The 22,548-nt window shown below is 40.6% G+C and carries 24 protein-coding genes; 13 read left to right on the forward strand and 11 right to left on the reverse strand.

Annotation, left to right across the window (positions count from 1 at the left end; translation table 11 throughout):
• Positions 1-2: 2 nt before the first annotated feature.
• The gene (locus tag B1s21122_RS03030) at positions 3-401 is read right to left on the reverse strand and encodes a hypothetical protein (protein ID WP_095680700.1); all 399 of its coding nucleotides are present in this window, start codon (positions 399-401) and stop codon (positions 3-5) included.
• A complete protein-coding gene (locus tag B1s21122_RS03035) occupies positions 398-1,336 on the reverse strand; it encodes a ParA family protein (RefSeq protein WP_095680699.1) in 939 nt (312 codons plus the stop codon). Before B1s21122_RS03035 ends, B1s21122_RS03030 begins: the two co-directional genes overlap by 4 nt.
• Before the next feature lie 59 nt (positions 1,337-1,395).
• Here B1s21122_RS03035 and B1s21122_RS03040 point away from each other — a divergent pair, with 59 nt between their 5' ends.
• From B1s21122_RS03040 to gcvP, 13 genes are all read left to right on the forward strand, one after another.
• The gene (locus B1s21122_RS03040) at positions 1,396-2,271 is read left to right on the forward strand and encodes a segregation and condensation protein A (RefSeq protein WP_095680698.1); all 876 of its coding nucleotides are present in this window, start codon (positions 1,396-1,398) and stop codon (positions 2,269-2,271) included.
• The gene (gene scpB / locus B1s21122_RS03045; protein WP_095680697.1) at positions 2,264-2,821 is read left to right on the forward strand and encodes an SMC-Scp complex subunit ScpB; all 558 of its coding nucleotides are present in this window, start codon (positions 2,264-2,266) and stop codon (positions 2,819-2,821) included. The genes B1s21122_RS03040 and scpB overlap by 8 nt, the downstream gene beginning before the upstream one ends.
• Positions 2,822-2,867: 46 nt before the next feature.
• Positions 2,868-3,602: a pseudouridine synthase gene (locus B1s21122_RS03050; RefSeq protein WP_095680696.1), complete on the forward strand. Its 735-nt coding sequence runs from the start codon at positions 2,868-2,870 to the stop codon at positions 3,600-3,602.
• A gap of 245 nt (positions 3,603-3,847) precedes the next feature.
• A complete protein-coding gene (gene aroH / locus B1s21122_RS03055) occupies positions 3,848-4,210 on the forward strand; it encodes a chorismate mutase (protein WP_095680695.1) in 363 nt (120 codons plus the stop codon).
• Positions 4,207-5,268, forward strand: a complete 1,062-nt coding sequence (locus B1s21122_RS03060; RefSeq protein ID WP_095680694.1) for a prephenate dehydrogenase — start codon at positions 4,207-4,209, stop codon at positions 5,266-5,268. Before aroH ends, B1s21122_RS03060 begins: the two co-directional genes overlap by 4 nt.
• Positions 5,269-5,300: 32 nt before the next feature.
• Entirely contained in the window at positions 5,301-7,271 is a 1,971-nt protein-coding gene (gene der / locus B1s21122_RS03065; protein WP_095680693.1) for a ribosome biogenesis GTPase Der, read from the forward strand.
• Positions 7,261-7,806: a CDP-alcohol phosphatidyltransferase family protein gene (locus B1s21122_RS03070; RefSeq protein WP_223299091.1), complete on the forward strand. Its 546-nt coding sequence runs from the start codon at positions 7,261-7,263 to the stop codon at positions 7,804-7,806. The genes der and B1s21122_RS03070 overlap by 11 nt, the downstream gene beginning before the upstream one ends.
• 7 nt (positions 7,807-7,813) lie before the next feature.
• Entirely contained in the window at positions 7,814-8,197 is a 384-nt protein-coding gene (gcvH, locus tag B1s21122_RS03075; RefSeq protein ID WP_095680691.1) for a glycine cleavage system protein GcvH, read from the forward strand.
• Between the two features lie 62 nt (positions 8,198-8,259).
• Complete coding sequence (locus B1s21122_RS03080) at positions 8,260-8,700, forward strand: FHA domain-containing protein (protein ID WP_095680690.1); 441 nt, start codon at positions 8,260-8,262, stop codon at positions 8,698-8,700.
• Positions 8,700-9,413, forward strand: a complete 714-nt coding sequence (gene ftsR / locus B1s21122_RS03085; protein ID WP_095680689.1) for a transcriptional regulator FtsR — start codon at positions 8,700-8,702, stop codon at positions 9,411-9,413. Before B1s21122_RS03080 ends, ftsR begins: the two co-directional genes overlap by 1 nt.
• Before the next feature lie 16 nt (positions 9,414-9,429).
• A complete protein-coding gene (locus B1s21122_RS03090) occupies positions 9,430-9,903 on the forward strand; it encodes a bifunctional nuclease family protein (RefSeq protein WP_095680688.1) in 474 nt (157 codons plus the stop codon).
• Positions 9,904-10,002: 99 nt separating this feature from the next.
• A complete protein-coding gene (locus B1s21122_RS03095; RefSeq protein WP_095680687.1) occupies positions 10,003-10,509 on the forward strand; it encodes a MerR family transcriptional regulator in 507 nt (168 codons plus the stop codon).
• Positions 10,510-10,553: 44 nt separating this feature from the next.
• Positions 10,554-13,397 carry an aminomethyl-transferring glycine dehydrogenase gene (gcvP, locus tag B1s21122_RS03100; protein WP_095680686.1) on the forward strand — a complete coding sequence of 948 codons (2,844 nt, stop codon included), beginning with the start codon at positions 10,554-10,556 and terminating at the stop codon, positions 13,395-13,397.
• A 26-nt stretch (positions 13,398-13,423) separates the two neighbouring features.
• Here the strand turns inward: gcvP and B1s21122_RS03105 are convergent, their stop codons facing one another.
• Genes B1s21122_RS03105 through B1s21122_RS03145 form a run of 9 tightly spaced genes read right to left on the reverse strand, consistent with a single transcriptional unit; the run spans position 13,424 to position 22,513 of the window.
• Positions 13,424-14,152 (reverse strand): polyprenol monophosphomannose synthase, encoded by a 729-nt coding sequence (locus tag B1s21122_RS03105; RefSeq protein ID WP_095680685.1) that lies wholly within the window; start codon positions 14,150-14,152, stop codon positions 13,424-13,426.
• Positions 14,149-15,531 (reverse strand): apolipoprotein N-acyltransferase, encoded by a 1,383-nt coding sequence (lnt, locus tag B1s21122_RS03110; protein ID WP_095680684.1) that lies wholly within the window; start codon positions 15,529-15,531, stop codon positions 14,149-14,151. Before lnt ends, B1s21122_RS03105 begins: the two co-directional genes overlap by 4 nt.
• A complete protein-coding gene (locus B1s21122_RS03115; RefSeq protein ID WP_095680683.1) occupies positions 15,532-16,434 on the reverse strand; it encodes a 5'-3' exonuclease in 903 nt (300 codons plus the stop codon). It lies immediately after the preceding gene.
• Positions 16,431-18,773: a DEAD/DEAH box helicase gene (locus B1s21122_RS03120; RefSeq protein ID WP_095680682.1), complete on the reverse strand. Its 2,343-nt coding sequence runs from the start codon at positions 18,771-18,773 to the stop codon at positions 16,431-16,433. The genes B1s21122_RS03115 and B1s21122_RS03120 overlap by 4 nt, the downstream gene beginning before the upstream one ends.
• Positions 18,773-19,651, reverse strand: coding sequence for a diacylglycerol/lipid kinase family protein (locus B1s21122_RS03125; RefSeq protein WP_095680681.1), 879 nt, complete (start codon positions 19,649-19,651; stop codon positions 18,773-18,775). The genes B1s21122_RS03120 and B1s21122_RS03125 overlap by 1 nt, the downstream gene beginning before the upstream one ends.
• Entirely contained in the window at positions 19,652-20,458 is an 807-nt protein-coding gene (gene tatC / locus B1s21122_RS03130; protein WP_095680680.1) for a twin-arginine translocase subunit TatC, read from the reverse strand.
• Positions 20,459-20,463: 5 nt separating this feature from the next.
• Positions 20,464-20,655, reverse strand: a complete 192-nt coding sequence (gene tatA / locus B1s21122_RS03135) for a Sec-independent protein translocase subunit TatA (protein WP_095680679.1) — start codon at positions 20,653-20,655, stop codon at positions 20,464-20,466.
• A 21-nt stretch (positions 20,656-20,676) separates the two neighbouring features.
• Positions 20,677-21,597: a helix-turn-helix transcriptional regulator gene (locus B1s21122_RS03140; protein WP_095680678.1), complete on the reverse strand. Its 921-nt coding sequence runs from the start codon at positions 21,595-21,597 to the stop codon at positions 20,677-20,679.
• Positions 21,590-22,513, reverse strand: coding sequence for a helix-turn-helix transcriptional regulator (locus tag B1s21122_RS03145; RefSeq protein WP_095680677.1), 924 nt, complete (start codon positions 22,511-22,513; stop codon positions 21,590-21,592). The genes B1s21122_RS03140 and B1s21122_RS03145 overlap by 8 nt, the downstream gene beginning before the upstream one ends.
• Between the last annotated feature and the right edge of the window lie 35 nt (positions 22,514-22,548).

Below are 22,548 nucleotides of genomic sequence, written 5' to 3' on the forward strand. Positions count from 1 at the left end.
TTTTAGCGACCGCGTAATCTTCTTGCGATAATACTTTGATCACCCTTTGCTTCAAGGTCTGCAATAATTATTGAAAGAGATTCTCTAACAATTCTGCCTCGATCAACTGCAAGACCTAAATCTCCACGAAGTGCTAAACGTGCTTGATCTAAATCATAAAGTTCATCAGGGGATAAGTAGACAGTTATCTTCTCATCATGTTTTTCTCGACCACTTGGCGCTCTGTCAAAAGCGTTAACTCTTCTTCTTGGCGTTTGGCGAACAGAATTCTTTTGAGTTGGCGCAGCTACTGTTGATTGAGTTATTTCTTCACTGTTCTCACGTTGACTTGGTACTGCACTTAATGTTGCCGTATTTCTAAATAATTCATCTGCTCCAGGCAAACTTACGCGACGACTCACTTTGCTCCTCCTCTGGCGATTAATTCTCTAGCTAATCTTCGATACGAAGCTGAACCGCTACTACTGCTGGCGTATGCGGTAACTGGAACACCTGCAACTGTTGATTCTGAGAATCTAACAGTCCGCGAAATTATGGTGTCAAAAACCTCATCTGGGAACTCTTTATCGATTAATTCCAGCACCTCTCGAGAGTGGCTAGTTTTGCGCTCAAACATAGTTGCAAGAATTCCTAGGATTTCTAACTCTGGATTTGTATTCTCTTTAATCTTTTGAATAGTTTTCTTAACTAATGAAAGGCCTAGTACGGCAAAGTATTCGCACTCCATCGGAATAATCACTCCATTTGAAGCGGTCAATGCATTAACAGTTAAAGTTCCAAGAGAAGGAGAGCAATCAATTAAAATTACATCGTACTTATCAAGAACTGGCGCTAATAATTTACGTAGCTTATGTTCCTTAGCTATTTCGGAAACAAATGCTGCTTCAGCCGCTGCTAAATCCTCATGGCCTCTGATGAAATCAAGGCCTGCTACTGATGATTTAAGAATGAAATCTTCAAGCTTTGCCTCAGAGTCATTTAGTAGATACCAAATAGATCCATACTGCTCACGTAATGCTGGACCTTTTATACCAAGGCCTGTTGTCATAGAGGCCTGGGAATCAAAATCAATAAGAAGTACCCGTCGACCAACTTCAGCTAATGCAGCTCCAAGGTTGATAGCGGTCGTTGTTTTTCCAACTCCACCTTTTTGATTGACAACTGAAATCACTTTTGCGTTTCCTGGTTCAGGAGTTTTAGTTGGCTCTGAAAAATTAATTAGTTTTTTGCCCAAAACATCAGCAGTAGTTGCCAAACTCTCTTCTCTTGGAGAACGAGTTGGCTTCAAAGTCGATTTAGCGTTTAACCGAGAAGTCTGTCTAGCGTTTTTTCCCATGACCAGAACCTACGGTGGGGCATGTGCAAAGGCAAGGATGTGTGAAGTATCTTGTGCGCATGTCGCAAGAAAATTTATCCACAGCCGGGACCGCACCTGCCTCAATAACCGATGGGCGAGTAGCTGGTTTTTCCTTGCATCTAACTAATTTTGACGGTCCATTTGACTTATTGCTTCAACTTATTTCCCGCCACAAGATGGATATCACCGAGGTGGCTTTAGGAGCAGTCACTGATGAGTTCATCTCCTACATAAAACAGCTAGAAAATGCTGATCAGGGTTGGGATTTGGATAAAACCACAGAATTCTTAGTAGTTGCTGCAACCTTGCTTGATCTGAAGGCGGCTAAATTACTTCCAAGCGGTGAGGTTGATGATGAATCAGACCTGGCATTACTTGAAGCGCGTGATCTTCTCTTCGCTCGACTACTTCAGTACCGAGCTTTCAAAGAGATCGCAGCAATCTTTTCGGAGAGAATTGATCGGGAGGAAAAATCCTTTGCCCGTTTAGTGGCATTAGAACCCCACTTTGCTCAATTGCTCCCTGAAGTTTTGATCGGTGTTGGCGCTCAACGCTTTGCTGCAATTGCCAATCGAGTTTTAACTCCAAAGACAACCCCAGCCTTTAGCATCGATCACCTACACCAGCCACTTGTTAGCGTAGCCGAGCAAGCTGCAAAGGTGATCGAACACTTACGGCGTGCCGGCAGAGCAACCTTTAGGGCTCTAATAGCCGATGCTGACTCAACGCTGGTGGTTGTCGCTCGATTTCTTTCACTACTTGAGCTCTACCGGGAAGGTGTTGTTAGATTTGAACAGATGGTTTCGCTGGGTGAATTGCAGATAACCTGGATTGGAACCGCTTCTGGTGAGATTAGAGTTAGCGATGAATTTGATTTACCCGTTCAAACAATAGATGAGGCCGATAATGTCTGAAGTTGAACTACAACGTTGCCTTGAAGCGATCTTAATGGTGGTGGATGAGCCTGTTTCTGAGCTTGTTTTAGCCCAAATCATTGAGGCTCCAACGGAGGATATAAGCACGGCTTTAACCTCACTTGCAGCTAAGTATGAAAGTGAGCAGAGAGGTTTTGAATTACGTCAGGTATCAGGTGGATGGCGTTATTACAGCCATCCCGAAATGGCGCCATTGGTGGAAAAGTTTGTTCTAGATGGTCAGCAAGCCCGGTTAACTCAAGCAGCACTTGAAACATTAGCTGTTATTGCCTATCGCCAGCCAGTATCTAGAGCGCGGGTATCGGCTATTCGTGGGGTGAATGTTGAGGCAGTAATGAAAACTTTGGTAAACCGTGGCCTTGTTGAGGAGGCCGGGGTAGAGGGTGAATCTGGCGCCGTCCTCTATCAAACAACCTCATTCTTCTTGGAGAAGTTAGGACTTAACTCCATCTCAGATCTACCTGCATTGGCACCTTTCTTGCCTGATATTGATGGTTTAGATGAGCTGCTTTCAACTTTAACTGATTAATTTTTCTTCCGGTTCAACGCTTAACACAAGCGCGGTAAACTAATGCATGGCTTTAACGCGATTAAATAAAATCATTGCAGATGCTGGTATTGCCAGTCGTCGCGCTGCAGATCAATTAATTCTTGATGGTCGGGTAAGTGTTGATGGTGAAACCATAATTGAGCTTGGTGGAAAGTATGATCCGGAAATTCATGACATTAAAGTAGATGGTGAGAGTTTAAAGATAAATAAGTCTAAGACTTACCTAGCATTTCATAAACCTACAGGAGTTATTTCCACCATGTCAGACCCAGAAGGCCGCGCTAACTTGGGTGATTATTTTGCTGATAGAAAAGATCGTTTGTATCACGTTGGCAGATTAGATAAAGATTCTGAAGGGGTAATTCTGCTAACTAATGATGGGGAGTTAGCCCACCGGGCCACTCATCCGTCTTATGGTTTGGAAAAGAAGTATTTGGTTGAGATTGAGGGGGAGTACAACAAGGCTCTATCAGATCAATTGCTCCAGGGGGTCAAACTTGAGGATGGTTTAGCCCGAGCTTTGAAAGTGGTCCACGTTAGAGCGGTCAGTAAAAATCACCACTGGGTAGAGATCACAATTCATGAAGGCCGCTATCACATTATTCGTCGGTTGATTGAAAGTTTAGGGATGAAGGTATTGCGATTAGTCCGATTGGAGTTCGGTCCTATCTCACTCGGAGATATGAAAGCTGGACGACACCGAGTTCTAAATTCACAAGAATTAACTAATCTATTTAACCTGTTAAACATAAAACTCTAAATCGATATAGTTCAAAGCCATATATAGACTTATAGATAATCGCATGGGCTCGAAGAAACGCTATATCGATAAAGCGCAGCATGATTTTCTGGTGATAAATCGGTTTATCGATAATTGTAAGTATTCCATATAATACATTTATCGATAAACAGTTATCGTCAATCTGGGTTAAGCAATAAACCGACATCTATTTAAATCTCTTTAACCTCAATCATCTCTATAAGTGTTCTCGATACTATTATCAGATGCGAATTAGAGGTATCAGGGGAGCCATCCAGTTAGATAAAGACACCCCAGATGAGATGGTTTCAGCAGTCTCGGAGTTGCTGAGCCAGATGCTCGCAGCCAATCAATTAGAGACTGAAGATCTGGTCTCTATAATTTTTACAGCAACCCCAGATTTAACCTCTGAGTTTCCAGCCGTTGCAGCTCGTAAAATTGGCTTGGGGAATGTGCCTCTATTGTGTTCAGTTGAGATTGATGTCCCACACGCACTCCCAAAGGTCGTTCGAATCCTGCTACATGCCCAATTAGAGCGTCCTTTAGCCGAGGTAAAACATATTTATCTGCGGGGAGCAACTGTTTTACGCAAAGATTTAGCGCAATGATCAAGAAAGTTCGCATTGTAGGCGCTGGTTTAATCGGCACCTCAGTCGGATTACGGTTAAAGGCAGCAGGATCCAGCGTAGAAATCATCGACATAAACTCAAACGCTATGAAATTGGCAGCCGATCTAGTAAAGAGTGAAGTGATTGCTGAACCTGATCTAATAATTATCGCCGTGCCGATTTCAGCAAATACCCAAACTGTTGTAGAACAACTAAGCAACAATTCAAAATCGATAGTTTGTGATTTAGCCAGCGTTAAGTCTGATCTTCTACTTAAGGTTAAAGAATTATCAGCGAATAGCGATAATTTCATCTCACTGCATCCGATGGCAGGTCGAGAAACTAATGGAGCGCAAAATGCTCGAGCAGATTTATTCGAAGGACGAGCTTGGATCGGTGTTTCTGATTCATTTAGCCATGCAAAAAATAAGGAAATTGCCCAAAATTTGGTAGAAATTTGTGGGGGCACTCTGTATTGGTTGAATTCAAAGGAACATGATGATTTAGTTGCAAAGATATCCCATATTCCACAAATTTTAAGCTCGGTAATTGCCGGTTCATTATCGAGTTTATCCAGAGAGAATTTGAATTTAGCAGGACAAGGTCTTAGAGATTTAACCAGATTAGCTAGCGCAGATGCGACTTTGTGGAGCCAAATATTGACAGAAAATCATGCCGCTATTGCTACTCAATTAGATTTGATTATTGATGATTTAAATCATCTAAAACAAAGTATTACTAGTAATAATTCAGCAGCAATGGTTGATTTTTTCAATAAAGGCAATAATGGAAAGAGTAAAATCCCTGGTAAACACGGAGCCAAGAACAGAGATTATTCGTACTTACCAATAGTTATCGATGACAAACCAGGTGAATTAGCGAGAATATTTAATGAATGCGCGAAAGTTTCTGTCAATATTGAAGATTTAAATATCGAACATTCACCTGGACAAGAAACAGGACTAATCACGCTTGCGCTATCAAATAGTGATTGTATGAAACTTTCAAATCACTTGGAAAATCTAGGTTTTAAGGTTCATCCAGCCAAAAATCGATAAATATCTTTAATTACTAAAGATAGACTTGCCTCATGCCCAATCTAGTATTAGCGATAGATGGTCCAAGTGGCTCTGGAAAATCATCAACTGCCAAAGCGATAGCCCTTCGTGCTAATTGGAGTTATCTCGATACCGGCGCTTTATACCGTGCAGTTACATATTTAGCACTGGAAAATAAGATTGAATCTGAAGATGAGATCATAAGATCTTTAGAATCAAATGCAATAGTTTTTGATACTAATCCTGCAGATCCAAAAATATTTGTAAACGAAAAAGATGTGTCTAGCGAGATACGATTGCAAAGGATTAATGATTTTGTAAGCAATGTAAGTGCTATGCCCACAGTAAGAAAGGTGTTACTGGAACTTCAAAGAAAATACATTGCAGATGCGCCAATTGGAATAGTGGTTGAAGGAAGAGATATCGGAACGGTTGTGGCCCCTCATGCGCAGTTAAAAATCTATTTACATGCCGATATTGATGAAAGAGCTCAACGTCGCGAGAATGAAATGATTGAAAATATTGATCGCAGCGAGATAGGAAAATCACTAGCTAGTAGGGATGAGATTGATTCAACTAGAGCCGTTTCACCTCTAACGCAAGCAGAGGACGCTGCAGTTATTGATTCAACCAGATTATCCCTTCAAGAAGTTGTGGATCAAGTTTGGAAATGGTTGAAGCAACGTAATCTGTTGGGTCTACCAACCATTGCTGTAATCGGTCGTCCTAATGTTGGAAAATCTACATTGGTAAATCGAATGATTGGTCGCCGCGAGGCTATTGTTGAAGATACCCCTGGTGTAACCCGAGATCGCGTCAAGTATGAAGCTGAATGGAATGGCAGAAGATTTTTCTTGATTGATACCGGAGGCTGGGAGGTTAAGCCAGAAGGCATCTCAGAAAAGATTACAGCCGGAGCAGAAGCAGCAATCAGGGAAGCAGATCTGGTTATGTTTGTTGTTGATGTTCAAGTTGGCGCGTTAGATGAAGATCAATCACTAGTTGATTTGCTTCGAAAAAGTGGAAAAAAAGTTATTTTGGTTGCAAATAAAATTGATAACGCAGAGGATGAGGCGGATGGTTACGCACTGTGGAATCTGGGATTAGGTGAGCCTAGATTTGTTTCAGCTTTACATGGAAGAGGCAGTGGAGATTTACTAGATCTTTTAATTGCTCAGTTACCGGAAGTTGGTACTGCTCAAGTAGATGATGGTTATCGCCGGGTTGCTTTAGTTGGTCGACCAAATGTGGGTAAATCAAGTTTGTTAAATGTTCTTGCAGGATCGCCAAGAGTTTTAGTTGATGATGCTGAAGGTACAACGCGAGACGCGGTGGATGAGTTAATTGATTTTGGTGGATCAACTTGGAGATTTATCGACACGGCTGGAATAAGACGTAGAGCTCATCAAGCCAGCGGTACCGATTACTACGCATCACTTCGTACAGCCATCGCCTTAGACCGTGCTGAAGTTGCATTGGTAATCTTTGATGCATCTCAAATTTTAACTGAACAAGATATTCGAATAGTTTCAATGGCTGATGAAGCAGGTAAAGCATTGGTAATTGTTATGAATAAGTGGGACTTAGTTGATGAGGAACGTCAGCTGGTGTTAGACCGGGAAATCGAAAGACAACTAGAGCGATATCCGTGGGCACAAAGAGTGAATCTCTCTGCAAAAACTGGATGGCATCGAGACCGTTTGGCCCCTGCTTTGCGAACTGCGTTAACTAACTGGGAGAAGCGAATCCCAACAGCAAAGCTAAATGCATTCTTAGGGGAGTTGGTGGCAGCCAATCCACCACCTGTGCGTGGCGGAAAACAGCCAAAAATTAAATTCGCTACTCAAGCAGGTACTTGCCCACCTAAATTTGTGGTTTTCGCCAATGGGTTTCTTGAGAGTGCCTACCGACGTTTTATTGAAAGAAGGCTTAGAGAGGTTTTTGGCTTTGACGGAACTCCAATTGAAGTTGCTGTGAAGTTGAAGGAGCGTGATGATGCTTAATATTCCAAATGCCCTGACCTTATTGCGTGCTCTTGGCGTTCCACTTTTTCTATATCTATTCCTGGTGATAGAGCAGCCTGTAGCAAGTTTTCTGGTTATAACAATTGGCGCAATAACTGATTATTTGGATGGAAAAATTGCTAGAGCCTTGAATCAAACCTCGGATTTTGGGGCCAAGTTTGATCCAACAGTTGATCGTCTTTACATAGCAGCGGTGATCATTGCTTTTGCGATTAAGGATTATCTGCCTTGGTGGTTGGTGATCTCAATCATTGCCAGAGATCTAATCCTTTTACTTGTTGTGATCAGTCAACGCTTAAGAGGGATCACCTATCTAGAAGTGACCTTCCTTGGTAAGGCTGCAACATTTAATCTCTTATACGCATTTCCCTTCTTATTGTTGGCCGATATTGATGTAATCGGAATCTGGTGTTACCGAGCTGGGTGGGCCTTTGCTATCTGGGGAATCAGCCTGTACTTTTATACAGGTATTCAGTACTTTGTAAAAGGTCTCAAACGACCAGTAGATAGATAGGAAGCAAATGTCATCAGTACCAGCTGAACTTAAATACACCAAAGAGCATGAGTGGATTCAAGAAATTTCGGCTACCAAGTTTAGAATCGGTATTACTGATTACGCACAATCTGCTTTAGGGGACATCGTTTATATTCAACTTCCTAAAAACGGTTCTTCTGTGAATGCAAATAGCGTTTGTGGTGAGGTGGAATCAACTAAGTCGGTTTCAGAAATATATGCTCCGATTACCGGTAAAGTAGTTTTAGTTAACGAAAAATTGGAAAGCAATCCAGAAATTATCAACGCTGACCCTTACGGCGCTGGTTGGATCGCAGAAATTGAAATCTCCACCGATTCCTTGCAAGAAGTACTACTTTCAGCACAGGAATATCAAACTTTGACCGCTTGACCACCATTAACCAAACCAATAGTGTGAGCCTCTAGTTGACGGTAATCTGGTTTGGGGGAGATATGGCAGACAAAGCAACACCGCCAAAAGATCTAACCTCTACCTTAAATTTGCGTCAATTAAGATCGATTCCACAGGCTGGACTTTCTGAAGATCTGCTTAAATCTTTAACTATTGAACAGAAAAATGTTGTGTCAAACCTTCCTAAAGGTGAAGGAATTTTATTGGTTCTAAAAGGTGCTGGAGTTGGAGCTAGGTTCTTATTAGATGCAGCTGAAACTAAGATTGGTCGAGATACTACAAATGAGATTCAATTAGATGACATCACAGTTTCACGTTCACACGCGATGATTAGTAAAAAAGATGGTTACAGCATCAAGGATTTAGGCAGTTTGAATGGAACATATCTCAATGCAATCGCTGTTCGAGATAGCAAAGTAAGTGCTGGAGATGAAATACAGATAGGTAAATATCATTTAACTTTGTTTATAGGAGATAAATAATGAGCGTTCCGGCAAGAGCCTACTTAAGCATTGGCGAAGTTTTATCTCGTTTGCGAACTGAGTTCTCAGACATCACGATTTCTAAGATTCGATTTTTAGAATCTGAAGGTCTGATTGAGCCACAAAGAACACCTAGTGGCTATCGTAAATTTACAACTAATGATTTAGAGCGCCTGCGATTTGTTTTGTTGGCTCAGCGCGATCAATACTTGCCATTAAAAGTAATCAAAGAGAATTTAGATGCAATGGATCGAGGATTAACGCCAGCAAAGGTGGTTGGGGGAGTTGCCTCACCTCGTCTTGCCTCCAATGATGGAGTTCTGACATCTGATCAGTTTGCAAGTGATAATGATCTAAGACTGACAAGGTCCGAATTGTTATCTGCATCAAATTTAACTGAAGAGCAGTTAACTGAAATAGAATCATATGGATTAATCGCTATTCGTGGCCGTCATTTTGATTCAGATGCTTTAGCGGTGGCCAAAGCAGTGGCTGAAATATCTGCTTTTGGAATTGGTGCACGTCATCTACGTGCATTTAAAACAGCTGCAGATCGTGAAATCGGTTTAGTTGAACAGGTGACAACGCCATTGCTTCGTCAAAAAGGATCTGAGGCTAAAGCAAGAGCTGAAGAGGTAGAGCGTGAGTTAGCATCACTTTCTATTCGCTTGCATGCATCTTTAGTGCGTGCTGGCTTGCACCGCGCAAAGTAATTTTACTTTCAATAAAATGAGTAACTACCACCCAGTTGAAGTTATGGGCGTTAGAGTTGAAATGCCTTCCAATCAACCGATTGTTTTGTTAAAAGAGTTGGATGGCGTTAGATATTTACCAATTTGGCTAGGAGCAGTTGAAGCAACAGCAATAGCTTTTGCTCAGCAGGATGTGAAACCACCAAGGCCGCTAACTCATGATCTTTTTAAAGATGTTCTAGGTGAATTAGGGGCAAAGTTGAATACGGTGTACTTGACTGAGCTAAAAGATGGGATTTTTTACGCCCAACTCAACTTTCAAGATGGTCCAAATGTTTCTGCCAGACCAAGTGATGCGATTGCGCTAGCTCTTCGAGTAGGTGCTCCTATATTGGCCAGTGAGCAACTGTTGATTGATGCTGGAATTGAGATCCCTGATCAGGCCGAGGATGAGGTTGAACGTTTTAAGGAGTTCTTAGACCAGATCAATCCAGAAGATTTCCTCGGATAAGTCCAACCCTGAACCTAGGGTTGAGTTTGCCCGTGTCGGTCAACCGATCACGAGCCTGCCTCTTCTACAATTAAGCCTTCCCCATAGAATTGAGTCCCCATGAACTTCTCTTCTGACATCGGCTATCGAGGCGCAACTGCATGTGTTGCTGCCGGCATTTCTTATCGTCAACTAGATTATTGGGCACGTACTGGTTTAGTTGAACCAGGTGTTAGGGGAGCCGCCGGTTCTGGCTCACAAAGACTTTATAGCTTCCGCGATATTTTGGTTTTAAAAATTGTTAAACGTTTATTAGATACTGGCGTTTCTCTGCAAAACATTAGAACTGCTGTTGAACATCTTCGATCACGTGGTGTTTCAGACCTTGAATCAATCACACTTATGAGCGATGGTGCTTCGATTTATGAATGCACTAGCCCGGACGAAATTGTGGATTTACTACAAGGTGGTCAAGGCGTATTTGGAATTGCGATTGGTAAAGTATGGAGCGAGGTTGAAGGCTCCCTATCTAACCTGCAAGGTGAGAGCCTGGAAGATGGTTCTTTGGTTGTAAGTGGTGAATCTAACGATGAGTTAGCTCAACGCAGGAAGCTTAAAGGCGCCTAAAACTACTAAAATTACTTCCCGCAAGATAAAGCCAAGGGGGAGTGATGAGTCATCGGTCAGATTTTGTTGATCGTCATATTGGTCCAAACCAATATCAAATACAAACCATGCTCCTTGAACTTGGTTTTAAGGATTTAGATTCTTTTGTTAAATCAGTAGTGCCTGCAAATATCCATATTAAGGGTGAAATTGAAAAATCACTACCTAATGGTATTTCTGAAGTGGATGCATTAACTGAGATTAAAGAGATTGCATCGCAGAACAAAATAATGAAGAATTTTATTGGCGCTGGGTACTACGGAACAATTACCCCAAATGTGATTTTAAGAAATGTACTAGAAAATCCTGGCTGGTACACCGCTTACACACCATATCAACCTGAAATTAGCCAAGGAAGATTAGAAGCTATTTTTGCATTTCAAACTGCGGTCACAGATTTAACTGGGCTTGCAATTGCTAATGCATCAATGCTTGATGAAGCAACTGCCGCGGCAGAGGCTATGACACTCGCTCGTCGTGTTTGGCAAGGCAGTGATGAAGCTGCATTTGCAATTGATGCAAACTTGCATCCACATGTTAAAGCTGTGATTGAAACTAGAGCGAAACCATTAAAAATCAAGGTAATTGAGAGTGATTTTAAATCTGAGATAAATGAAGAGATATTTGCAGCGTTAATTGCCTACCCGAACTCAACTGGTGAAGTAAAAAACATCAAACCGATAATTGAGAAAATTCAGGCTAAGAATGCTCTAGCAATCATTGATTGTGATCTCTTGGCTTTAACGCTCTTTAAATCTCCAGGGGAGTGCGGGGCTGATATCGCTATGGGTTCTGCTCAACGTTTTGGTGTGCCGGTTGGATTTGGCGGTCCGCACGCAGGCTTTATGGCGGTAAGGAATGGATTAGAAAGATCTCTACCAGGAAGATTAGTAGGTCAATCAGTAGATTCGCACGGCAATTTAGCTTTCAGATTAGCTCTGCAAACACGAGAGCAGCATATTCGTCGCGATAAGGCGACGTCTAATATATGTACAGCGCAAGTTTTACTTGCAGTGATATCAGCCTTTTATGCAATGTGGCATGGTCCATCGGGTTTGAAAACAATAGCAACAAATATTCAAAAGCAGGCTTATGATTTTAGGAATTCATTGCAGGAATCAAATTACTCCGTTGGCAATTATGAAATTTTTGACACTGTTTTAGTGAATACCAAGGATGCTACTCAGATTTATGAGGCGGCATTAAGCCAAGGGATTAACTTAAGATTAGTTGATAAGGAGCATTTAGCCGTCAGCTTTGACGAACAGAGCGCGCCAGCAGATTTGAATGATCTACTCAATCTATTCAATGCTAAAAGCAATCCAATTAAGAAAATTGTTTCAAATCTGAATCGTGCTAGTGATTTTCTAACTCATCCGATTTTTAATACTTATCACTCTGAAACCGCAATGCTTAGGTATATAAGAACCCTTTCTGATCGTGACTTGGCACTAGATCGAACTATGATTCCTCTTGGTTCATGTACTATGAAATTAAATGCAACTTCAGAAATGATTCCGGTTACTTGGCCTTCATTTAACTCGATACATCCTTTCGCGCCAATTGATCAATCTGCTGGATATACGCAATTAATTGAGTCGCTAAGTAAATGGTTAGTCTCAGTTACTGGATATGACGCAGTTTCATTACAGCCAAATGCTGGGTCACAAGGGGAGTTTGCTGGTTTATTAGCAATTAGAAACTATCTTGATAGTAAGGGTGAACAATCAAGAGATATTTGTCTGATTCCATCAAGTGCTCATGGAACAAATGCGGCAAGCGCGGTAATGGCTGGTATGAAAGTTATTGTGATTGCTTGTGATGAAAATGGAAATGTAAGCATTGATGATTTAAAAATTAAGATTGAGCAGTACAAAGAAACTCTAGCTGCCTTGATGGTTACCTATCCTTCAACTCATGGTGTATTTGAATCAGCGATTTCTCAAATTTGCGAGATGATTCATGATGCTGGTGGTCAGGTGTATGTTGATGGTGCTAACTTGAACGCACTTGTTGGCGTTGCAAAACCAGGAAAATTCGGCGCCGATGTTTCGCATTTGAATTTACATAAAACCTTTTGTATTCCACATGGAGGTGGGGGACCAGGAGTTGGACCGGTAATTGCTCGATCTCACCTTGCACCATTCTTACCTAACCATCCAGCAAACAAGTTAGCCGGCCCTGCTACTGGACCAGGTCCAGTTTCTAGTGCGCCATTTGGTTCAGCTTCAATTCTGCCTATCTCTTGGATGTATATCCGAATGATGGGAGGCGCAGGTTTAACCAAAGCAACAGAAGTTGCTATTTTATCTGCCAATTATCTAGCTAAGAAAATAGATCCACTTTTCCCAGTGCTTTACCGCGGACAGAATGGTCATATCGCACACGAATGCATAATCGATCTGCGAGAGATAACCAAGAAAACTGGCGTAACAGTTGATGATGTTGCCAAGCGTTTAATGGATCATGGTTTCCATGCGCCAACAGTGAGTTTCCCAGTTGCTGGAACAATGATGATTGAACCAACTGAATCTGAAGATGTCAGAGAGCTAGATCGGTTTTTAGCGGCTATGGAAAGCATAAGAGGTGAGATTACTCAGATTGAATCAGGTGAGATTACCGTTGAGGATTCTCCATTGCGCCACGCACCTCACACAATGGGTGATCTAGTAAGAGATGATTGGGATCGAAAGTATTCACGTCAATCAGGTGCTTTTCCAAATGGTGAAAGTTTTGGAATTGGAAGAGGTGGTAAATATTTGCCTACAGTTGGCCGCATAGATGGTGTTTATGGGGATAGGAATCTGGTGTGCAGTTGTTTGCCGATCGAGGAGTTAGCTTCTAACTAGATCTTTATTACTTTACATAATGTGGATTATCGGCGGTATACCAAGCGTCGAATAGCCCAGATTGTGACCATTGACCAAGCCTCCCAAATGATTGCAAGGCTCATCTTTGAATACCCATTCTCACGTTCGACGAAGGTAATCGGGATCTGCTTTATTCTAAATCCAGCCGTAATTGCTTTTAACGCCATCTCTATTTGAAAACCATATCCTCTAGTTTCAATTTCTTCAAAATTTAACTTCTCTAGAAAGGTCCGAGGAATAACTCGGTACCCAGATGTTAGATCTTTATAAGGTAATTTCAGGGCGAATGCTGCATATCCAGTACCCATTTTAGAAATCCACCGCCGTTGTGTTGGCCAATTAACCACCGAACCACCAGGAATCCACCTGGTTCCAATAACCAAAGTGTCGTTCGATGCAGCATTAAGCAGATCAACTAACTGTTCGGGTTGATGACTTAAATCCGCATCCATTTCAACAAAATACTGGTAACTGCCAGTTAAACCTTGCTTAAAACCAGCCAAATATGCTGGACCCAAACCAGATTTAATTTTGCGATTAAGAATTGAAAAACCTGGCAAATTCATTGATTTAGCAATTTCAGCTGTTCTATCTGGTGAATCATCATCTACCAGCAAAATATCGATGTTAAAGCTATTAGAAATTAAATTCCTGGCAGCATCTAAACGCGATAACAATGATCTAATACTTTCAGATTCATTATATGTTGGAACCACTACTAATACTGAGATCAAGATTCTCTCCTAACTCTTAGTAAAAGTAAGCCCAGCAACGCAATTATAGCCAATGGCTCTACAAGATGACCTAAAGACTGACGGTATGTAGAACCTTGACTAGTATTAATTCGACCCTTAAGTGTTGCTGGTTTGAACTTATCTAAACTACTAAGGATCCTCCCTTGGGATGATATAAAAGAAGTTGTACCAGTAGTAGAAACATATGCAATATTCCTGGCAGATTCCAATGCCCGCACTCTGGCAATATTGTGTTGTTGATCTAACTGACTAGTATTCCCAAAAGTTGCGTTATTGGTTTGCACCACTAGGAAATCATTTGTAGCTTCTGATACAAAACTATCATTGATTAGTTCATAGCATATTAAAGTATTGAATTTTCTATTGTTAAGATCAAAAACTACATTCTGCTCCCCTGCCGAAAAATCGGTTATCTGAGCCGAATACTGTGAAACTTTTTCGGCTACGGATCTCAACGGTAAATATTCACCAAATGGAGTTAGATATCGTTTCGTATAGATCTGGCCTTTGTCTGAATTATATAGAATTGATTGGTTTTTTGGACCTGCCATTGATTTCGTAACAGCTCCGATTAATATGGGAGTGTTTAACGTCATGGATAAATTCTTAATTGATTCATTAACTTGCGGGTTTGTATTCACATCTACATCCACTGAGTTCTCTGGCCAAATAATTAAATCAACCTCGTTGGATCTGATTGATGAAAGCGATTGATCAAGATGACGCCTAAAAACCTCTTGCGGCTTACTGTTGAAATCTAAACCAAGATTAACCACTCCCCCTTGAACCAAGGCAATTGATATTGGTTCTTGGGTTCGAACATTTGTTGGAATGAACCAACACACCGCCGGTAGTAAAGCTGCAATAACTAAGGATCTAAATTTGCGTGCACTACTTATTAATCCCAGTACCAGCGCAACTAAGGCAACTCCTCCGATTGGATATATGCCAGCAAGTGGAGAATCTACTTGCGTAAAACTCAATCGAGTCCAACCAAAACCAGTAAATGGGACAGTTCTTAATAACAACTCTGTCAAAACATAAGACAAAGCGAAAAGATAATGATTGTACTTGGAGCCCTTGTTCACGAAAAACGCAGGAACTATAAATATCAATGCTTGCGATAAACATAAAATCAACCAAGGAACATTTCCCACGTAAATGCCCGTCCAATGTTGATTTAACAGAAGTAAACCAGCCCCGAAAAGATATGAGATATAAATGCGAGATTTCAATTGATTACGGGATAGGAGCGAAAACCAACCAGCCAATCCAATAAAAGCCAAAGGCCAAAATCCAAATGGTTCAAAAGACAAGGAAGTTAACGCACCAAAAAATAATGCCAATAGATATCTCATTTATACCCAACCCAAAGCAGCCATAATTCGATCAATACTTGCACCTAATCCAAACTCATCTTTTAAAGCTGAAATTTTGTCATATGACACTGGTTTAGTAGGAAGATCTATCTTCATCTCGGGGATTGCCACATCCATTGCACAACCAACTAGTTTTGGGGCAATGAGCGCATAATCTGAACTTTCTAATAATTTTTTGCGAAGATTGGGAGTTAATCGTTCATCACCAGACTTCGCAGCTGACATAACTTCTGGCAGGGTTTTGAATTGATTAGCGATCGTGGCAGCACCTTTTTCACCGATGCCACGAATACCGGGCAAACCATCAGATGAATCACCTCGAATCATTGCAAACAAAGAGTATCGATCCCCAGGAATTTCATACTTCTTCGCGATCCAACTCAAGTCAACTAAATCATGGTTTGAAATACCTTTTGCCAAATAAACAACTTTTACATCACGCTTATCATCAACTAATTGAAACAAATCACGATCCCCAGTCACAATCCTGATAGGACCATTTTGTTTAACGCTAAAAGTGGCCATTAAGTCATCAGCCTCATAATCATCAACGCCTACCATTGGAATACCAAGAGCATCTAGAACATCCAGTAACACAGGTATTTGTGGACCCAATGTATCCGGCTCTTCTTCAGCTCCAGTGTCATCAAGGCGATTTAATTTATAATCAGGAAATAAATCCACGCGCCAAGATGGACGCCAATCTCCCTCTAAACACGCTACTAATCGATTGGGCTGGTATTTAATTAATAATCGCGATGTCATATCTAAATATCCGCGAATAGCATTTACAGGCATGCCAGATGGTGATACCAAAGTGTCTGGCATTCCAAAATATGCTCGATACCAAAGGGAAGCACTATCTAAAAGCATTAAGGTCATACGGCCGCTCCAGCGTAAGCGATGACGCCACGATCAATTTTTCCTAAAGCCTGGTCGATAACAACCTGAAGATCTGGTGCTGCAGATCTTAACTGCCTAAGTAAATCTATGATTTGTTTCATTGATCGAACAAAATCCCCAACTGTCAGGTCACTTCCTTTTAATATAGAAGTTAGAGAATGACCGCTGGCCCATTTATGAGATGCCCAACAAAAACCGAAATCTGGTGAACGCATAGGTTCTAAATTCAAATCACTCTCTGCTTCATGAATTTTGCCATAAATTTTTGAAATTACAGCCAATGCATTCTGAACTTCCCCGCGTGGCACTTTAGCTGCTTCTTCATTTCTTGATTCATAAATACAACTAGATATAACTGCCACTAAATCTGCTGGAGATAATTGATTAAATACACCTGCCTGGATGGATTCCGCTATCAAAAGATCAGTTTCGCCATATATTTTTGCTAGCATTTTCCCAGATTGAGCTATTGCATCATTATTTATATAACCGAACTTATCCAGTATGATCTTAATTCGATCAAAACGTTTAGCAATTACATTTGTGCGAGAGTTGATGCGTTCTTCTAATCCGTCAATTTCACGCTGTAATCGTTGTGCCCTTTCGGCAATTCTTGAATGATTCTCACGATCTGGACAACCATGGCATGAATGATTCTTCATGCGTTTGCGAATACTGCCTATCTCTTCCTCTATTTCATGTCGTTTTCTTTTACTCCGTTTACTATCAGTTTCTAATTTCTTGATGGCTGCTCGCATACTGGAATACTCAACGAAATCTCCTTGGTCACATTTAGATTGATTGAATAGATCATCACGTGCAATTTCATTTTTCCTAATCTGTTTAGCCAATCCCACCACTGCTTTATCTGCTTGGAACTGCGCTAATGAAGATTCAAGTGAAGTTCTAGCACGTGTTGAACCAAATTGTGAGATTAGGTTAATACTCATGTTGTATGTTGGTTTAAAGGAGCTTTTAAGTGGATATGTTCTCGTGGAAGCTAAGCCACCAACCGAAGTTGAATCTAAATCATTATTCCAAAGTATTACCGCATTACCTTCGATGTCTATTCCACGACGTCCAGCTCTGCCCGTTAACTGCGTGTATTCACCTGGAGAGATTGCCACATGACCTTCACCATTCCATTTACTGAGTTTTTCAAGCACAACTGTTCGTGCTGGCATATTTATGCCTAGAGCTAATGTTTCAGTAGCGAAAACTGCCTTAACTAATCCTTGTTGGAACAACTCCTCAACAGTTACTTTGAACGCTGGCAATAAACCTGCATGATGCGCAGCTATTCCACGCTCTAAAGCATCTGCCCATTCGTAATACCCAAGTACAACTAAATCTTCTTCGGCCAAATTTTTCATATTCTTGGCTATGACGCTTCGAATAATCTTGCGTTCATCAGTATTAGTTAGCTTTATTCCAGCTGCTAAACATTGACGGACTGCTGCATCACAGTTATTCCTGGAGAAAATGAAGGTAATTGCTGGAAGCAATCCTTCCCGATCTAATTTCTCGATAACCTCTGAGCGCATTAGAGGCTTAGGTCCCTTAGGTTTATCCCGCCAATTACCACGTACTTGACGATAAGAATCTCGTTCAAGTCTGGTCAATTCTGGATTTAGTTTTTGATTTTCGCCAAATAGATCAATTAAACGATTACCAAACAAAACATGTTGATATAGCGGAACAGGTCGGATTTCACTAACAATCACCTCGGTTTCACCGCGAACTGTTTGAAGCCACTCACCAAATTCTTCGGCATTTGATACTGTTGCGGAAAGGGAAATTATTTGAACGGCATCAGATAAATGGATCAGAATTTCTTCCCAAACCGCTCCCCTGAACTTATCTGCTAGATAATGAACCTCATCCATCACTACATATTTAAGATCATCTATAGTTTTCGAATTGGAATAGATCATGTTTCTTAACACTTCTGTAGTCATGATCACGATCTGAGCTTCAGAATTTATTGAGATGTCACCAGTGAGTAATCCAATTTTCGATTCACCATATTTCGCGCATAATTCTGTGAATTTCTGATTACTTAGAGCCTTAATTGGTGTTGTATAAAAACATTTTCCGCCTGAGTTGATAACTAGGTCTACTGCAAATTCACCAATAATTGTCTTACCAGCTCCAGTGGGAGCAGCGACTAGCACCCCTTTTCCATTTTCTAATGCATGGCAAGCATCTATTTGGAAAGGATCTAACTCGAATGGAAAACTTTCAGAAAACTTCTGCGTCTTAGGATACCTACCTTTGGATTTGTGCAATGCGTAGCTTTCAGCAGGAGAAAGAGTCATTATATTTGCCAAGTTTTGAGTGCATTCGGAATATTCTCAATCTTTATTGGAAGTGTTGAAACGAATTCACCATCCGCAAAGGCTGATGCGTTTGCAGAAAGTTGAACTTTTCGACCTTTAATTATTTCAATTCTTGGATGAGGTATGTGCTTACCAGCAAAGACCTTTGGGAATATGGTGAGCAATACTATTTTTGAAACCGGATGAACAAGTAAAATATCGAAAATGCCATCGGAATTGGAAGCGTTTGGACATATTCGCATACCTCCACCATAAGTTTCACCATTGGCTACAGAAAGCAACATGAAATCTTGCTTGAACTGCTTATCATCAATCGTTATTTCATACTCGCTTGGTTTAAACCTAGCTAGCGTAAATATTGTGGCTAATGTGTATTTTATTTGTCCTCTAGGCCAAGAAATTCTATTGGCTAATTTATTAACCAAAGCATCAAAACCTGTGCTTAATACTTGCACGAACCAACGTTTGCCGAAATCTCCAGTTATTAACCCTAAATCAATTGCGCTAGGTTCGTGAGATAGAACCGCGTTGAATATCTCTGCGACTGATTTCTTATGCGAACCGACAGCTCTTGCGAAATCATTGCCAGTACCAGCAGGAATTACTGCCAAAGCGATATCTCGTTCTGCAACCTCCTGAAGGCATAAATTCACCAAACCATCGCCCCCAATAGCAACAACCCTTTCAAATCTACCTTCGGATATTTTTAATCGAAGTTCTGTCGACGTATCTTCAGGGTTGGATTTACTAATTATTTCATATGGCAGATTGTTGTTCTTAAGAAGTACTTCTAGACTTCTACATAGATTAGTAGCTTTACCTTTACCTGCTTTTGAATTTAATACTAATAACCACATTTAAATTGATTCTGGTTTGTCTATTGGTAAGGCTTCAAGGCTAGTATTTGTATTCTTAAACCTTCTTCTATCAGTAAGCAAAGCAAATAACCCGCTTAGAAAATATATAAGGCACAAGGGAATTGCAAGCAGTGTCATAGTTATCGGATCAGGAGTTGGCGTAAAGGCTGCTGTAAAGACAAAACAGAGAAAAACCGCAGTTCGCCAAGGCTTAAGAATAGATCTACCTGATACAACTCCTAGTAGATTTAATGCAACCAAGAACAGTGGTAGCACAAAAGCAATGCCGAAAATAAGAATTAAACGCAACACGAAATCAAGATATTCATCAAATCTAACAAGATTTCCAAGGTTATCGGGCGTAAACCCAAGAAGCACATCAACTGCATGAGGCAAAATCAAATATGCCAATAGAGCGCCTGTAGCGAATAGCGGCGTAGCTATTAATGAGAAAATTACTGCAATTCTTTTTTCTTTTCGATGTAAAGCAGGCGTGATAAAAGACCATAATTGATAAATCCAAATCGGAGCCGCCAAAATCACTCCACTTAGCAGAGAGATCTTCACTTGGAGATTAAACGGTCCAAGAATTCCATTCACATACAAATCACCACATTTACCATCTGAGGGAACGCTATTGGTCCCTAAATCGCAAAAAGGAAGTGTTAATAATCGAATTATGGACTGATAAAAATACCAACCAACAATCGCTGCTAGAACGATTCCAAGTAAAGCTTTCATCATGCGATTGCGAAACTCGCGAAGATGATCTAGCAGTGGCATTTTGCCGCCACGCTGCTTACTCACGAAACCTACTTTTCAGAACTTGGATCTGTTTTTTTATCCTCTTTTGAATCATCTTTGTTCATCTCTTGAACTTCGCTCTTAAAAATACGAAGAGATCTTCCAAGTGAACGAGCAGAATCTGGCAAACGTTTTGAACCGAAAAGGATCAAAAAAACGATTGCTAGTACTAATAAATGCCATGGTTTAAGTGAATTCATAAGCGCATACTACCCCACATTTTAACCCTGCTCAGAATAAGCAGAAATCAAGTCGGATGCCATTTGTTGAACCTCAGAGGCCAAAAACTCAGGTGAAATCACTTTAATTGAAGGGGCGTTGCTGAGAATAGCTCTCTTGAGCCAGTCGAAATTACTAACTCGAAGTTTTACATGTAATTGTCCGTTAATTATTTCTTGATCGACAATTATTGTTGAATTTCTCTCAACGAAATTGATATTTTCACGATCTATAATTAATTCGACGGTTTCTTCTTGCTGCGGCGAAGTTGTTTTTTCTGGATGGTCTCTATCTCCGATTGTGCAGTCCACTATTTGATCGGCTTTAAAGACTCGATCTGAGTGTGCTTGGTGATCATAACCAGACAAATAAAGATTTCCATTTTGTAAGTAAAGCTTATGAGGTGAAACTTTACGACTAGATAACACATCTTTAGAAATAGATTGATAGTCGAACTTAATAATTCGATTCTCAGAAATTGCTTGATTGATTACGTTTAGATATAAAAACGATAAACTCTGCTCAACTATGATAACTGCATCTTCTTCTTTCTTATTCAGAAATTTCTTGCTCAGATTATCTATTTTACTTAGATTATCAGAATTCGCCTGATTTATTTCTCTCAAAATTTCCAAGCCAAGTGCGATAACTACTCTTTCATTGCTGGAGAAATTTCGGGGTTTGTTAAGTACCTGTGGATCTATTATTGAAACTACTCCGTCTTCGTATGTTAAATCGATCAATTCATAAGGGGTGTAACCAGGTAGTCCACACAAAAAGGCTAATTGGAGATCTTTTTCTATTTCTTGTTCTGTAACGTTAAAGACTTTCGCTAGCTGACTGATCGAAATGCCTGGATGCTCCAGGATATATGGAATCAAATCCATAGTTCTCAGAGCTCTTACTGCTGCTGTATCAGACATTCATTAGTCCTTTGGCCCGATTAACAATTTGGTTTCGAATACTCGTAGGAGATATCACTACAAGATTAGATCCATACCAAAGCAAAGACTCAATCAAATCTTCCTCAAAGATGTAATCGATAAACAACTTATCCCACTCTGAATCTACTTCTTCAACTTTATGTCTTTTTCTTAAAGCAAGTGCCTGATTCTTTCTAATTCTTACTTCTGCCTTGGAAGTTGTTGGAGAATTGATGTCCTCTAGAAACGCTGATAGTTTGAATTCGGAAGGTTTATCAAACGCCTGGGCTTTACTAGTGGCTCTAATTTGCTGACCGATCCGAACTACCTTAAATGATTTGACAATATCGTTTTCTTGCGCGGCTAGATACCAGAACCCTCTTCTTGTATATATACCGTATGGTTCTACTTGCCGAATTGTTCCCTTGTATTCAAACTCCAACGTAATGAAGCGCTGAACCGCATCAAATATCAACAGAAGTTTTTTTGAATCCTCATTATCTTCTATAACAGGTGATGCAACCGTGTTAGTTGCCACCAACCCATCTAGAGATTGGATCTTTAACAAAGCTGCTTTTGAATCTTTCTGGAGTGCAGATCCGTGCCACAGATTGGCAGCCATTGTTAACAGAAAAATCTCTTCTTGAGAGAAATCATTAGGGTTGATTTGGAAAGTATCACTATCGATCAAATAGCCTTGATCATCTTCAAAAAGCGGGTCCAAGGCACGAACCTCAATTCGAATGCCTAAGTTTCTCAGTTCATCTTTATCTCGTTCAAACATCCGTTCCATAGTTTCAGGCGAACCGGAATAGCCTGCAACATTATTAAATATCTCAGATTTTGTGAGGTACCTTTTCGAAGAAAGCAAAGCTAGGGTTAAATTGATTAATCTTTCGGTTTTTTGATCGCTCACTGACTTAGGCTAGCGATTTGTAAAAGGTTTGCTAA

It is taken from the genome of Candidatus Nanopelagicus limnes, assembly GCF_002287885.2.
In the GTDB taxonomy this organism is placed as follows: domain Bacteria; phylum Actinomycetota; class Actinomycetes; order Nanopelagicales; family Nanopelagicaceae; genus Nanopelagicus; species Nanopelagicus limnae.

What these genes read in the sequence shown, in the direction of transcription:
- B1s21122_RS03125 (WP_095680681.1), bottom strand. Translation starts at nt 19,651, where the DNA reads ATGTGGTTATTAGTATTAAATTCAAAAGCAGGTAAAGGTAAAGCTACT.
- der (WP_095680693.1), top strand. Translation starts at nt 5,301, where the DNA reads ATGCCCAATCTAGTATTAGCGATAGATGGTCCAAGTGGCTCTGGAAAA.
- B1s21122_RS03060 (WP_095680694.1), top strand. Translation starts at nt 4,207, where the DNA reads ATGATCAAGAAAGTTCGCATTGTAGGCGCTGGTTTAATCGGCACCTCA.
- tatA (WP_095680679.1), bottom strand. Translation starts at nt 20,655, where the DNA reads ATGAATTCACTTAAACCATGGCATTTATTAGTACTAGCAATCGTTTTT.
- lnt (WP_095680684.1), bottom strand. Translation starts at nt 15,531, where the DNA reads ATGAGATATCTATTGGCATTATTTTTTGGTGCGTTAACTTCCTTGTCT.
- B1s21122_RS03040 (WP_095680698.1), top strand. Translation starts at nt 1,396, where the DNA reads ATGTCGCAAGAAAATTTATCCACAGCCGGGACCGCACCTGCCTCAATA.
- gcvH (WP_095680691.1), top strand. Translation starts at nt 7,814, where the DNA reads ATGTCATCAGTACCAGCTGAACTTAAATACACCAAAGAGCATGAGTGG.
- B1s21122_RS03115 (WP_095680683.1), bottom strand. Translation starts at nt 16,434, where the DNA reads ATGACCTTAATGCTTTTAGATAGTGCTTCCCTTTGGTATCGAGCATAT.
- B1s21122_RS03120 (WP_095680682.1), bottom strand. Translation starts at nt 18,773, where the DNA reads ATGACTCTTTCTCCTGCTGAAAGCTACGCATTGCACAAATCCAAAGGT.
- B1s21122_RS03090 (WP_095680688.1), top strand. Translation starts at nt 9,430, where the DNA reads ATGAGTAACTACCACCCAGTTGAAGTTATGGGCGTTAGAGTTGAAATG.
- B1s21122_RS03050 (WP_095680696.1), top strand. Translation starts at nt 2,868, where the DNA reads ATGGCTTTAACGCGATTAAATAAAATCATTGCAGATGCTGGTATTGCC.
- ftsR (WP_095680689.1), top strand. Translation starts at nt 8,700, where the DNA reads ATGAGCGTTCCGGCAAGAGCCTACTTAAGCATTGGCGAAGTTTTATCT.
- scpB (WP_095680697.1), top strand. Translation starts at nt 2,264, where the DNA reads ATGTCTGAAGTTGAACTACAACGTTGCCTTGAAGCGATCTTAATGGTG.
- B1s21122_RS03035 (WP_095680699.1), bottom strand. Translation starts at nt 1,336, where the DNA reads ATGGGAAAAAACGCTAGACAGACTTCTCGGTTAAACGCTAAATCGACT.
- aroH (WP_095680695.1), top strand. Translation starts at nt 3,848, where the DNA reads ATGCGAATTAGAGGTATCAGGGGAGCCATCCAGTTAGATAAAGACACC.
- gcvP (WP_095680686.1), top strand. Translation starts at nt 10,554, where the DNA reads ATGAGTCATCGGTCAGATTTTGTTGATCGTCATATTGGTCCAAACCAA.
- B1s21122_RS03095 (WP_095680687.1), top strand. Translation starts at nt 10,003, where the DNA reads ATGAACTTCTCTTCTGACATCGGCTATCGAGGCGCAACTGCATGTGTT.
- B1s21122_RS03140 (WP_095680678.1), bottom strand. Translation starts at nt 21,597, where the DNA reads ATGTCTGATACAGCAGCAGTAAGAGCTCTGAGAACTATGGATTTGATT.
- B1s21122_RS03070 (WP_223299091.1), top strand. Translation starts at nt 7,261, where the DNA reads ATGATGCTTAATATTCCAAATGCCCTGACCTTATTGCGTGCTCTTGGC.
- B1s21122_RS03080 (WP_095680690.1), top strand. Translation starts at nt 8,260, where the DNA reads ATGGCAGACAAAGCAACACCGCCAAAAGATCTAACCTCTACCTTAAAT.